Origin of the sequence: Microcystis aeruginosa NIES-2549 (genome assembly GCF_000981785.2) — a bacterium.
Classification (GTDB): Bacteria; Cyanobacteriota; Cyanobacteriia; order Cyanobacteriales; family Microcystaceae; genus Microcystis; species Microcystis aeruginosa_C.
This window is the reverse complement of sequence record NZ_CP011304.1, coordinates 1,737,849-1,750,692: the sequence shown is the minus strand read 5'-3', so window position 1 is coordinate 1,750,692 and position 12,844 is coordinate 1,737,849. Positions and strand designations below refer to the sequence as shown.

The following is a 12,844-nucleotide window of genomic DNA, read 5'->3' as shown; positions in this document are numbered from 1 at the left end:
CTAACCCCTCACGGATTACTTTTTACTGTTTACTAAAAAATCTCTTGTTTCTTAATCAAATTCTGCTTTTAGATCCCGACGCATTAATTCATAAACGGCAACTTGGGGAGAAATTTCCCCGCGCAAAAGACGATCAACTTGACAGGTAATCGGTACATATAAATTTTTTTCTTGGGCAATTCTCATCAAAACTTCTGTGGTATTTATTCCCTCGGCAGTTCCCTCTAACTTCCCTAAAATCTCAGGCAAAGATAAACCTAAAGCTAATTGATAACCCACTTGATAATTGCGGGATAAAGGACTATTACAGGTAGCTAATAAATCCCCTAAACCCGATAAACCGAAGAAAGTTTCTTGACAACCTCCTAGACAAGTTCCCACCCGAATTATTTCCGGTAAAGCGCGAGTTAATAGGGCAGATTTGGCATTAGTACCTAACTGTAAACCATCACAAACCCCAGAAGCGATCGCCATGACATTTTTAAGAGTGCCACCTAACTCAGTCCCCAAGGGATCGCTATTCAGATAAACCCGAAAAGATTCCCCAGATAATAATTTTTGTAACAATATCGCTGCTTTTTGCACATAACTTGCTACCACCGTCGCAGCGGGTAAACCTTGATTAATTTCTTTAGCTAAATTGGGACCAGAAAGAACCACAAGGGGATTAGCGGGAAAAGCTTGATTCCAGAGATGAAAAGGAGTACGAGTGGTGATTGGCTCTAATCCTTTAGTGGCGGTGACGATAATTGTGGAAGAATTTAATTGTAATTGCTGTAATTGTTCGATCGTGGGAACAACTCCTTTAATCGAAACTGCTGAAATAATTACATCAGTATCTGCTATAATAGCCCCTAAATCTTCCCCAGTATGACGAGACCAAACCCTAACAGCTAAGTGATTACGTCTAGCCAAATTAGCGAGAGTTTGCCCCCAAATTCCCCCACCTATAACCGTAATTTTCTTGGCATTTTCTAACAACTTTTATTCTCCTCCTTATTAGTGATCCCTGATCAGTGACTGGTTAGAAAGCATTCGATTTTAAGGTTATGAGTCTTAAATGAAATTATTCACAGATTACCGATAAATGTTCACTGACAACTGAAAAAAATGACAACCTATCGCAATCCTGCCCCTACTGTTGATATTATCATCGAACTGATCGACTCGCCCCATCGTCCGATCGTACTAATTGAGAGAAAAAATCCGCCCTTTGGTTGGGCAATTCCGGGGGGATTCGTGGACTACGGTGAATCGGTGGAAAAGGCGGCCATTCGGGAAGCTTACGAGGAAATCAGTTTAGAGGTGCAGTTAATCGAGCAATTTCACGTCTATTCCGATCCTAACCGCGATCCGCGTCAACACACCATTAGTATCGTTTTTATCGCCACGGCAAAAGGAAAACCGATCGCTGCCGATGATGCCAAAAAAGTCGGGATTTTTCATCTCTGGGAATTCCCCCAACCTTTATGCTTTGATCACGATCGCATTCTTAATGATTATCGTCGTTATCGGGATTATAAAATCCGTCCCACACATTAGACCCCAACTTAGCTATAAAGGCAATCCTTGCCAAAAACGTCCCCGAAAAAACCTTAAAACATTAGACACTTCTGAGAGCGACAATCGGTTCCAATTTAGAGGCACGATAGGCGGGAAAAACGCCGAAAAAGAGACCGATACCCGTGGAAACGCTCAAAGACAGGGCGACGGCGCTGGCGGAAACAGTGGCAGCCAGGGGAGAGAAACTGGAGACGAGAACGATCGCTCCTGCACCGAAGAGAATGCCAAGCGCACCGCCGGCGATGGAAACGAGAGTTGATTCAATCAGGAATTGTAAGAGAATATCCTGTTCTCTGGCTCCGATCGCTTTTCTTAGTCCGATTTCCCCGGTTCTTTCCGAAACCGAAACCAGCATAATATTCATCACCCCGATACCACCGACAATCAGGGAAATACCGGCGATTAGAGCCAAAAGTAGGGTTAGACCCTTGGTAATCGTGCCGAAGATTTCGATCATCTGTTTAGCAGTTTCGACGCGAAAATCATCCTCAGCGACGATTTTATGGCGTAAACGCAGGAGATTCTGGATTTGGAACTTAGCGGCGCGGATTTCCTCCCCCGATCGCGCGGTGAGACTAATCCAACTCAACTCGACACCGTAGGGTCCGGTTTTGCCCACCAGTTGCGAGTTCATGGTACTAAGGGGAATAATCAGCATTTCATCCTGATTATTGCCAAAAAAGGAGCCTTTCGCCTCTAAAATCCCGATCACCTCAAAACTGAGATTTTTGATCCGCAGCTGTTGACCGAGGGGATTTTGGGTGGGGAAAAGTTGCGCTGCCACTTCAGTGCCGATCACCGTTACCCGTTTGTTGCGGGCTAGATCGATATTATTGATAAAACGACCTTTTTCCAGGGTAAAATTGCGGACAGAAGCGTATTCTGGGGTGCTTCCCGTGACTAGAGCCGTCATGTTGCGATTACGATAGGAAATCAGGAAACGAGCGTTTATTTCCGGGGCGACTTCAGCGACGGTGGGAACCTGTTCGGCGATCGCATGAGCATCAGCTAAAACTAGGGTTTTCGGTAAATTAACAGTGGTATTGCGTGCTTGTCGCGACCCCGGCACCACAAAAAGAGTATTGGGTCCCAAGTTAGCAAACTGGTCATTGGCTAAGGTTTGCGCCCCTTGGCCAATACCGATCATGGCCACCACCGAAGCGTTACCGATAATAATTCCTAACATGGTCAGGCCGCTACGCACTTTATTGGCCCTTAGGGTGGAGACGGCCATTTTTAAACTTTCGATGATAAACATATCAGTTATCAGTTGGGTGTGGGGTGTGGGGTGTGGGGTGTGGGGTGTGGGGAGAATAAATAAAATAACCTCCTGTCTCCTGAATCCTGTCTCCTGAATCCTGACTCCTGAATCCTACCCGATCATAAAAAAGACAATTTGGAGATATTTGTTAAGAAAAATTATTGAGATTTTTTATTAGTTTTCGAGGTATCTTCGGCCCCTTCGGGGAGATCGATAAAGACCTTTTCTCCGGCTTCCAAACCTGATAAAATTTGGGTTTTATCGTCCAAGACCAAACCGATCGAAACGGGTTTAAAACTGGGTTTATTTTCGGCATCGGGAACTAAAACCCCTGACTTGCCTTCCCGGGTGACAATGGCGACAGTCGGCACAACGAGGGCATTATCTAACTGCTGGCCGACAAAAGTTACATCCACATTCATTTTCGATCTGAGTTTGTCCCGTCCCGTCACCAAACCGATTCTGACCTCAAAAGAGGTGACATTATCCTCGATAATTGCTTCAGGAGCCACAAGAATAACTCGACCTTCAAAGACTTCTTCAGGAAAAGCATCGGCGACAATTCGCACTGGTTGGCCGCGCTGCAATAAACCCACATCTACTTCCGGCACTTTAGCAATCACTTCCAATCCCGATGCCAAGGCGATAATCGAGGTGGAAGTGGCGGAAGCGGTACTGGAGGCCGAAGTGGTGGGAGTGACAAAAGAACCCTCGGTGGCGTATTTTTGGGTGACGATGCCATCAAAGGGAGCAGTAATGACCGTATCGCGGTATTGAATCTTGATTTGCTCTAAATCAGCCCTAGCAGCCGCTACAGATGATTCTAGTCGAGCCAGCTCGGTTTCTTGGGTTTTTTGGCGTTGTTCGAGGGCAAATTTCGCTTCTGCGATCGCTGCTGCCGCTCCTATCATTTCCTGCTCAATTCCGGCCACTTCTGGGGAAGCGGTTTTATCCGCTTGTTCCAAACGACGGATCGATTCGTCTAAATTGGCTTTAGCGTTGAGATATTCATTGAGGACGGCATCAAATTGGTCTTGAGCGATCGCCCCTTCCCGGACTAAATTTTCATTGCGTTTAACCCGATTTTCTGCTAGTCGAAAACGGGATTGGGCTGCTTGTACCTGAGCTTGCAGCTGGTCTAAATCTTTAGGAATTCTTTCTTTGGCCTGAGCTAAACGGGCTTCTAATTGCTTATAACTGGCCTGGGCCTGATAAAATCGGGCCTGTAATTGCCGGATATCTTCGGGAATGCTGCGTTTAGCCTGTTCCAGATTGGCTAGAGCTTCCCGCAGATGCGCTTCTGACTGCATCCCCTGGGCATACACCTCTAAATTATCCATGACGGCGAGGGTTTGTCCCTTTTTAACGATCATGCCCTGATCTACCAATAATCGCACTAATCGGCCGGGGTTTTTCGGGCTAATGTTGACACTTTGGATTGGTTCCACCCTACCACTAGCTTTAATTTCCACAGCGAGGGTTTCCCGTTGAGCAGGAACGGTCATTTTCGCCAATTCTAGGGCAGGAGGAGGGGTTTGCAGTAAGCGATAAGAAACCACTCCCACCGCCAGAAAACCACTAGCCATGAGTCCGAATATCCAAAATAGGGGGCGATTTGATTTTCCCAACACGGTTATTGCCATCGATCAGCCAAAAGTTAATTGGTTATATACTAACGTCTCTAGAGTTGCCTTTGTTGTTTCTTTCGCCAACAACTCCCAAGCGAGATAGACTGATTTAAAAAGGCTTATCGCGGGGGTAAACTGTGCCAAAACTTAGATTAATCATTTCTTTGCTCATTTTTTTCGTCGCTGGCAGCCCGCCGGCTTTTTCCCAAGCACTACTCCCCTACGCCATCGAACCGGAGTTAGAACAGATGGAACAAGCGGGAATTGAAATCGCTGAGGATGCCATCCAATTGGCTCGTTTTCGTCGTACCGATGCAGCCCTTTCCAGGGCCAAGTTAGCAGTCCAGTTAGCCCCCCATCTCTATCAAACTTGGTTTATTCTCGGTAGTTTATATCTGCAAGACGATCAGGTGCAACCCGGCATCGAGGCATTAAATCAATCTTTGTCCCTTGCTCCCGCCGATGCCCACGCTAATATTAAATTTTCCCTCGGTAGCGCCTATTTTCAGAATCAAGATTACAAGTCTGCTATTGCCCAAATTGAAGCGGGTTTGCAAATGAAACCCGATATCTCCCCTGCTCTTTTTGATCTCGGTAATTCCTATCTCAAGTTAGCACAATATCCTGCGGCGATTGCAGCTTACGAAAAAGCTGTTAGTCAAGATAAAAGTTTTTGGCCGGCTATTAATAATATCGGTTTAGTTAAATACGAACAGGGTGACAAGGAAGCCGCTCTGAAAGATTGGCGGGCCGCTTTGAAAATCGATCCTAAACAGCCGGAACCTCAGTTAGCTATTGCGGTGGCTGTTTATAGTCAAGGGAAAACTGAGGAGGGCATCAAATTAGCTCAGGCCGCTCTCACTAGCGATAGTCGTTATGTCAGTCTGGAATTTTTAGAGGAAAATCTCTGGGGTAAACGTCTTCTGCAAGATACGGAGAAAATGTTTAATCATCCCCAAATGAAAGATTTTATCGCTCGTTTACCACAACCAACCCCAGAAGTGCAGGAAGAAAATTAAGCTGATAGCAAAAAGTTTGTTGGTGGGGTTAGGAGTCGGTCGTCAGGAGACAGGAGACGGTCGACAGAAGACAGGAGATTATTTCTATTTATTCTTCCGACACCCCACACCCTACACCCTACACCCTACACCCCACACCCTACACCCTAAAAGATTTGATGCCTTTTGACAACTCATCTAGGTTGGCTATATATAGCGTTTCTGATTCACAAGAGGTACATTCCCGATCCTGAACAGCTTAATCAGCAAAGGTTTAAGTGTGCCGCACAGATGCGAGAACCGCTATATATCACCTATTGTGCTTTCAATTGTCCACAACTCAAATGTCAATAATATACACAAAAGTGGGGGATCACAACGGGATTTAGTATCACATTGCTTAACTCTTCAGCAGTAACTTCCCCGTAACCTGCCGACTTTCTAAGGCGTAATGGGCTTCTTTTGCTTGCTCTAAAGAATAGATTTGATAACAGGGAGGCTGAATCTTTCCTAAGCTCAAATAGTCAAAAAGTAAAGATGCCTGTTGGTTCAAAGCCATGGGATCGGAAATATAATGGCGAATGACCGGGCGAGTCAAATAAAAAGAGCCTCGCTCAGAAGCGCGACACCCCAGCAGACGATTCAAGGCTACCGGCGGCACTTCTCCACTCGCTTGCCCACAAGCAACCAGCAAACCGCGATTTTTCAAGGCTTTTAAGCTATCTTCAAAGGTTCTCAGACCCACCGAATCATACACCACGTCAACCCCTTGACCCGCAGTGAAATCCATCACCCCATCGACAAAATTCTCGCGGTCGTATCGAATCACCTTGTCAGCACCAGCCTGAAACGCCAGCAGAGCCTTGGCTGCCGAAGAAACAGTACCAATCACCCTCGCTCCCCGCAACTTTGCCATTTGAACCAGCAGAAAACCCACTCCACCAGCGGCGGCATGAATCAGCGCCGTATGTTGTTGATTGAGAGGGAAGGTCTCATGGGAGAGAAACAAGGCAGTCAGTCCCTGCAACAAAACCGATGCCGCTACTTCATCGGAGATAGACTCTGGCAACGACACTAACCCATCGGCGCATAGGGCGATATATTCCCCATAAGCTCCCTGTTCCATATATGGAAATCCTACCCGTTGCCCGATATGGAAGGCTTTGACCCCAGAACCCATGGCCACAATCTCGCCAACGCCCTCCTTTCCCGGAATCAAAGGCAGAGGCGTAGAATAGACCCCAGAGCGTTCGTAGATATCGACAAAATTTACCCCAGCATACTTCACCTTGACCAAGACTTGATCAGGCGCTACCGTCGGCGTTGGCAGGATTTGCAATTGAAGCTGGTCGGGGGGTCCGTATTTTTCAACTACTATACACAACATGATGTCAACTCCTTGGGGAATTATGAATTATGAATGATGAATTGGGAATGATGAATGATGAATTATGAATGATGAATTATGAATGATGAATTATGAATTGGGAATTGGGAATGATGAATTGGGGATAGGCAACGGGCAAAAGTAAATAACAAGTAAGCTGTTGTGGATTTAAACTCGATATTGTCAAAAATGGTTGGAAAAACAAGCGAAAACCCTTACTCTTGCCTGTTGCCTGTTGCCCGTTTCCTTGCCTCAATTACTAATACAAATGTTCTATGGCTTACTCTTGCACTGACATTAGGCTCAAACTTGTAAACGACAGATCGATCGCCCGCCATAGCCCATATACTTCTTGATAGGGTACTGGCCAGCCCGGATGATGCGCGTCCACATCCCGTTGTCGGGCGATCGCCGCATTGAGCCACTGATCGACACCGGGGTGACGGTGATGATAATCGTGGCAACTGGTATCCCCCACTAGAATCAGCAAGCGAATCGGAACATAGATCATCCCTAACCTCAACCACCAAACGCACCATTGCCAGAATTTAGAGCCAAAGGGTTGATCCGCCCTGGGTAGAGGATCTCCCAAAAATATCCCCACCGTTGCCCGGGCATAATAACGCTTGCCCTTTTTCAAATCTGCTTCGGGCGCGGGGTGAAGGTGTTCTGAACATTGGCGGATTAAGGTACTCATCTGATGCAACAGGATCACAGGGAACAGCCAAGCCACCCCGTAGGCGAGCCACCATTGACCGAACCCGACCAAACCTAACTGGGCCAAGACCACTAACCCACTGCGTAGTTGATGGGCGCGATCGCTCGAAAATAGGCTTGAGCGTACTCGATCAATCCAGAAACGGCCATGAAAGAGGGGAGAAAACAAACCCATGATCATCCGTCGCCATAGCGCTTCTCGACTCAAACCAGGATGGATTCCCGCCCGAAGACGAAGCGCTTCCACTGTCTCATCATCATCAAGCAAGGGATCTTGATGATGTTTACGATGGCGGATTCGATATTGATCGAAGCTGAGAATCAACATTAAGGCGGAAATCCACCGTCCAAGGTATTGATCGAATAATCGATCGCCTGTGAAATTAGAGTGGGCGCAATGGTGAACGATGACCACTTGCAGTTGTCGAGAGGCGGAAACAGTGAGACTCCAACCGACAATCAACCATAGATAACCCCACCCTTGAAGGGCTAAAGCCCAACAACTGAGGGAAATCCCCAGCAACAGTAAACCGCAAACCTTGGCTAAATAGCGGCGCGGTCTGGGTTGAGGTAGAGTCTCATCGGTAGCGGGGACACCGACAACCCAGGTTAAAAATGGCTGAAGAACTTTGGGTAAAGCCTCCATTTCTTTCCTTACTCCCGACCGATTCGGCGAAGGCAAAGAATCGCGCACAGTTGGCGCTTGATTAAAAGTCAGATTGTCAGTCATAAATATTTCTAGGGTCAGGGGGTGAGGAAGCCCCCTAGATGGGTCAGGGGGCGAATCAATCAACTAAGGTTTGGTCCCGTGACAGACTAAAGCGTTGCGAATGAGTCGAGCTTCATAGCCGGACAGATTTTCAGTCAAATTCACGCTAAAATACTGTTCGAGCAGGTGAAAAGTGAAATCAAGTTCATTCTCTAAACCGCTCAGTCCATACATCTTGATAACGTAGTTGCAAAGCAAACGCTTGGCGGCAAATTTAGAGGAAGCCTGCACCACAAAAGGGTCAGCAATGTAGTCGATCGCAATATCAGAAAGCCCTGCATCTTGAGCAAGATTAAGCATCTCCTGACGGGTAAAATGCGGATAATCGTGGCGCGTCTTGCCGTATTCATTGACTACCTCGCCAAAAAAGCGAGCCATCGGGCCATCTTCCTCAAAATCATGGAGGACCCAACGTCCACCAGATTTTAAAATCCGCGCTCCTTCTTTCGCTGCTTGACTCCGAAAGACCCGATCAATGTGGTGCGTGCCATAAGCGAAAATTGTGGCATCGACTGACTGATTTTTCAGCCAAAAAGCGTCTTGAGCGAATTGACAAATGGCGAACATCCCCTTCTTACGACACTTCTCCACCATGAAGGGAGAACTATCAGAATTAATGAAAAGGGGTGCCGAAGACAGATGCCTTTTCGACGTTTCTTCGATATAGCCATCGCCAGCGAGAAGATCAGCGATAATATGGTCACCGTCAAATTCGAGGGAACCCTGGGGGTGAGCCAGCCTCAATAAATCAAGGGTTCCTTCAGAGCGAACATCTGGAAACAGCCGAATACTTTCCAGATAATCTTCGCCCCGTCCAGAAGTACTAAATTCATTCTGGGCGGTCAATGCCTGAGACGAAGATCCGAAACGATTATACAGGGCTTGGGGATTGATAACCCGATCGAATAATGATTTTTGCTCAGTTCCGATCGAGGAAAAATCCGGCTTCGAGGGTGCTAGAATTGTTGCTGCCATCAGTCAACTCCTTGTTAAGTTATTGCGGCTTTTCGTCCGCTTACTTAACTAATGAGACCCACTAGACTTTTTTTGCAGTTGTGGAAAAAATAATTTTAAGGAAAAGACAATGCCGTGAACGACGAGCTTATTCCCCTAGTCAAGGTGGCAACCTACTGGCGGCTACGACTCCGTAATGTTGTGCCGGAAACCGGCAAACCCCTTGAAGAAAATGACTCTAACTTTCTCCCCTCAGGGAGTGAGCAGTGGTTGCAAGCGGAAAAGCGCTTTTATGAATCTATAGATAACATTATTCAATTTCTCAACTCCCCAAGGGCGCTAACCAGCCTACCGCTAGAGATTCTCCTCCCCTTATGCGCTCTTGTGCGGATTGTCCTCGATAACCGTCACCCCAGTGGCAATGAGTGCGTCATACCTGAATCTCCTTACTATCGGGCAAAGGATAACCCAACTTGGCAGCAACTCGATCGCCTCTGGCATACTCTTAAGGATGACATTGGCAGGAAGTTAGATCCTAAAATCAAAAACTGGATCTCCGCTCCCTGGATTAAAGGGAAGATTAGTGCCAAAGATAAACAGGAACTTAAGCAAGAGGACATTAATCAAGCGCAATTCCAGGTGTGGCGCTATCTTGGCCTGAGCTTAAAAGGCCAACCAACCCCCAGAGGTAAGGATTCTGTCTTTAATCCCCATTACCGACAACAGAGTGGACAGTGTACCGTTAAAGGGTGGCTAGAAATACGCATCTATCGCGCCCTGGAGGGAGTAGCTATCAGAAAAGCCCAAGAGCAACGCTTGAGGGCGAATGATCCTTTAGATAACATTGGGTCTAGGCCGTCTCAAGCGTGGTGGGAGCAGATCAGAGAAGCAGTGGAGGGTCCCTGTGCTAGAGAACTCCAACAGATTCAGCCCCGAAGCAAAGCATTAAGGCACATTAACGCCCAACTGGTGATCTTAAATCTCTTACCCCCAGAATCCGTCCCTTGGGAGGAAATGGCACAACAGTGGGGGTGCGACGACACCACAATTCGCCGGTTCTATAATGACAAGTGTTGTCCTTGGCTCCAAGAACATTTTTCCGCAGAAGATCTTCTCTCGGAAGACTGAAGTTAACCCAGAAAAGGAGTTTCTCGAATAAACTCCTTTTCTAATGTCCCCCGTTCCCTCCTAGAAAATTATGTCTATCTCTACCTCAACCTCAGATGTCAATGAACCTCTCAACCCCCTAGAGGACTGGATTGACGATGACGAACTGGAAAACGATCCTGAGTTTCAGGCGTGGTTAGCGATCGCAGACACAACGGAGGAGGAGGACAGCACCGGACAAGCATCCTCTTCTGTTTGGGTTCCCTGGGACGCAGCGGCTCAAAAGCGAGCCAATAAACTGGCCCTGGCTCACCCTAATCCCAGCTTTGGGGAACTGATTCGTCAGAACACCTTAGCGGCGGCGGTGCTGACATATTATTTAGAAGGGCATGGGATAGAGGTAGATGCTGCGGCGGCTGACCACGCTCAAGCGGTGCTACAACTGCTCAATCCAACAGCAGATGTGGTACTACCCAAGCTAGGTAAACTGGAAGCTATATTGATTCCTCAAGACTCTGGTGAAGAACTGTTGGATTTAAGCCAAATTAGTGTCGAAATTGACCTAAATCCGGCAACTCTAGCCTATATTTTAATCGAGTTAGGGGAAGGGGGAGCTTGGTTAACTGGGGTTCTGTTGAGTTCGGACCTGCGTCAGGATTTCCCAGAAGGCGGCGCGGTGTCCTTGGCGATGAGGAAACCTATATCGGCGCTGTGGGAGGCTTACCGTCGGTGGGAAAACTGTCAGCAAATCATGGCGCAGTATATCGATAAACAAGGCTGGTCGGCGGAACAGCGAGCGGAGGTAATCACGGTGTTAAACTGGGTCTGGGACTATCGGCAGGACTATGAACGTCCGACGCTATTAAAGGAGTTTTTAGAAGAGAAGGCCAACGAGAATCATGAGAATTTTAAACCCTTAGTCTCGCGTCCAGAAGGGGTAAGGGAAGCAACGCCTGAGCCGTCTTCAGAGGGTGCGGTGGACTGGCTGGATGTGGCGATGGATTTGCTTGATGAATTGGGAAAATGTATTTAAAAATAATAATATCAGAATGTAGGGTGCGTTGGGGGTACGGGCGAAGCATTCGGATAGGAAATCTAGGGTTTCAGCAATAGGTTATTGTCCGAATGCTTCGCCCCTACTCAATCATCTAACAATCCGTCGTAACGCACCACACCTATCATTAATTTATTTGGTGCGTTACGCTATCGAAGGGCGCACCCTACTACTACTGTTCCCTGTTCCCTGTTATAAAATAGTAAGGTGATCATTAAAAAAGAGGTCAACAGATGCAAAACTTACGTCAGGTTTCTTTACTAACAAGTGGACAAGAGCAAGTCTTAAATATTCCTCCTGAACTTGCCTTATCAAGCACAGAGGTTTTGTTACGCAAAGAAGGTCATCGCTTAATCATTGAGCCGATTTCTTCTGGTTCTCTACTTTCTTTGCTGACTACTTTGCCAGACATTACAGACAATTTTCCTGATATAGATGAAGGGTTGCTTCCCCTTAATGACATGACGTTTTAGAATAAAATAGCCCTGAAATTTTATTGTTATAAATAGATTCGTTCAAAAGGTTCTTTTCGATAACGGCGATAAATATCAAAGTCACTATCTAAGGTAATAATTGCAGAAATATTAAGTCTTTCAGAAATAGTTATTAAAGATAGATCTGCAAAATCTCCCGGTAGGTCAGCGTATTGTTCATTCAGTTGTATAATTCTGGCAAAATCCTGTGGTAAAAGGGGAATACATTGATAAAGCTGGTGGGATAAATCACTTAAAAATTCATTTTGTGTTCGATAATTATGGCTTAAAAGATACATTACTTCTGTTATACAAGCAACAGTTGTAATCAAGTCGCTGGAACATTGTTCAAAAAAGTTGACGACAGCCCGATGATAATTATCTTGGGAACTGTAATAGGCGAATAAAATACTGCTATCTGTAATAATTTTGGGGGGATAATTTGTCATGAATGATCTTGCTGATGATGGTTTTGTATATATTCTGCTACTACTTTTTTGCGGTTTTCTCGCAATGACAAATCAGGTGGAGCATTTTCTAAAAGATGCTGAGGATGACCTCCCCGGCGTTGTAATAAAGTTTTACGCGGTTTTAAGCTTTGCCAATGTTCGTAAATGAGTTTTTTCAGAAGTTCTTCTGAGCTAATATTCTCTTCGGAAATGATGTCTGCTAGATAGTTCTCGGTTTCTCGATCTAGATTAATCGATAACATTGTTACTTCATGGGATAAATCAACATCTTTGATTATAGCTTAAAATCCATGATCGCACTCACCCCCCATCCCCAATTGAGTTTGCTAGAGAAAAATTCGGGGTACGGGCGAAGCATTCGGATAGGAAATCTAGGGTTTCAGTAATAGGTTATTGTCCGAATGCTTCGCCCCTACTCAATCATCTAACAATCCGTCGTAACGCACCACATCTATCATTAATT

General features: G+C 46.2%; 14 protein-coding genes. 6 read left to right on the top strand and 8 right to left on the bottom strand.

Features of this window, described 5'->3' with window-relative positions:
• Positions 1-51: 51 nt before the first annotated feature.
• The gene (locus myaer_RS08425; RefSeq protein WP_046661777.1) at positions 52-981 is read right to left on the bottom strand and encodes an NAD(P)H-dependent glycerol-3-phosphate dehydrogenase; all 930 of its coding nucleotides are present in this window, start codon (positions 979-981) and stop codon (positions 52-54) included.
• Between the two features lie 129 nt (positions 982-1,110).
• On the opposite strand from myaer_RS08425, the gene myaer_RS08420 reads away from it, so the two are divergent.
• Positions 1,111-1,542, top strand: coding sequence for an NUDIX domain-containing protein (locus myaer_RS08420; RefSeq protein WP_046661776.1), 432 nt, complete (start codon positions 1,111-1,113; stop codon positions 1,540-1,542).
• 61 nt (positions 1,543-1,603) lie between these two features.
• Here the strand turns inward: myaer_RS08420 and myaer_RS08415 are convergent, their stop codons facing one another.
• Positions 1,604-2,821 carry an ABC transporter permease gene (locus myaer_RS08415; protein ID WP_046661775.1) on the bottom strand — a complete coding sequence of 406 codons (1,218 nt, stop codon included), beginning with the start codon at positions 2,819-2,821 and terminating at the stop codon, positions 1,604-1,606.
• A gap of 161 nt (positions 2,822-2,982) precedes the next feature.
• Positions 2,983-4,467, bottom strand: coding sequence for an efflux RND transporter periplasmic adaptor subunit (locus myaer_RS08410; RefSeq protein ID WP_046661774.1), 1,485 nt, complete (start codon positions 4,465-4,467; stop codon positions 2,983-2,985).
• Here myaer_RS08410 and myaer_RS21595 point away from each other — a divergent pair.
• Together myaer_RS21595 and myaer_RS08405 are read left to right on the top strand one after the other, a co-directional pair.
• Complete coding sequence (locus myaer_RS21595; protein WP_174236436.1) at positions 4,409-4,555, top strand: hypothetical protein; 147 nt, start codon at positions 4,409-4,411, stop codon at positions 4,553-4,555. The two genes, myaer_RS08410 and myaer_RS21595, sit on opposite strands and share 59 nt — an antisense overlap.
• 34 nt (positions 4,556-4,589) lie before the next feature.
• Entirely contained in the window at positions 4,590-5,471 is an 882-nt protein-coding gene (locus myaer_RS08405) for a tetratricopeptide repeat protein (protein WP_046661773.1), read from the top strand.
• A 379-nt stretch (positions 5,472-5,850) separates the two neighbouring features.
• Here myaer_RS08405 and myaer_RS08400 read toward each other — a convergent pair whose 3' ends face one another.
• From myaer_RS08400 to myaer_RS08390, 3 genes are all read right to left on the bottom strand, one after another.
• On the bottom strand, positions 5,851-6,837 hold the full coding sequence (locus myaer_RS08400) for a quinone oxidoreductase family protein (RefSeq protein WP_046661772.1): 987 nt from the start codon (positions 6,835-6,837) through the stop codon (positions 5,851-5,853).
• 280 nt (positions 6,838-7,117) lie between these two features.
• Positions 7,118-8,284 (bottom strand): fatty acid desaturase, encoded by a 1,167-nt coding sequence (locus myaer_RS08395; protein ID WP_046661771.1) that lies wholly within the window; start codon positions 8,282-8,284, stop codon positions 7,118-7,120.
• A gap of 63 nt (positions 8,285-8,347) precedes the next feature.
• Complete coding sequence (locus myaer_RS08390) at positions 8,348-9,298, bottom strand: class I SAM-dependent methyltransferase (protein ID WP_046661770.1); 951 nt, start codon at positions 9,296-9,298, stop codon at positions 8,348-8,350.
• 114 nt (positions 9,299-9,412) lie between these two features.
• Here myaer_RS08390 and myaer_RS08385 point away from each other — a divergent pair, with 114 nt between their 5' ends.
• The 3 genes from myaer_RS08385 (at position 9,413) to myaer_RS08370 (ending at position 11,911) form a co-directional block, all read left to right on the top strand.
• Positions 9,413-10,405, top strand: coding sequence for a hypothetical protein (locus myaer_RS08385; protein WP_046661769.1), 993 nt, complete (start codon positions 9,413-9,415; stop codon positions 10,403-10,405).
• Between the two features lie 70 nt (positions 10,406-10,475).
• Positions 10,476-11,417 carry a DUF1822 family protein gene (locus tag myaer_RS08380; protein WP_046661768.1) on the top strand — a complete coding sequence of 314 codons (942 nt, stop codon included), beginning with the start codon at positions 10,476-10,478 and terminating at the stop codon, positions 11,415-11,417.
• Between the two features lie 254 nt (positions 11,418-11,671).
• Positions 11,672-11,911, top strand: coding sequence for an antitoxin (locus tag myaer_RS08370; RefSeq protein WP_046661767.1), 240 nt, complete (start codon positions 11,672-11,674; stop codon positions 11,909-11,911).
• Between the two features lie 26 nt (positions 11,912-11,937).
• Here the strand turns inward: myaer_RS08370 and myaer_RS08365 are convergent, their stop codons facing one another.
• On the bottom strand, positions 11,938-12,360 hold the full coding sequence (locus myaer_RS08365) for a type II toxin-antitoxin system VapC family toxin (RefSeq protein ID WP_046661766.1): 423 nt from the start codon (positions 12,358-12,360) through the stop codon (positions 11,938-11,940).
• Positions 12,357-12,623, bottom strand: a complete 267-nt coding sequence (locus myaer_RS08360; protein WP_046661765.1) for a hypothetical protein — start codon at positions 12,621-12,623, stop codon at positions 12,357-12,359. The genes myaer_RS08365 and myaer_RS08360 overlap by 4 nt, the downstream gene beginning before the upstream one ends.
• Positions 12,624-12,844: the final 221 nt, after the last annotated feature.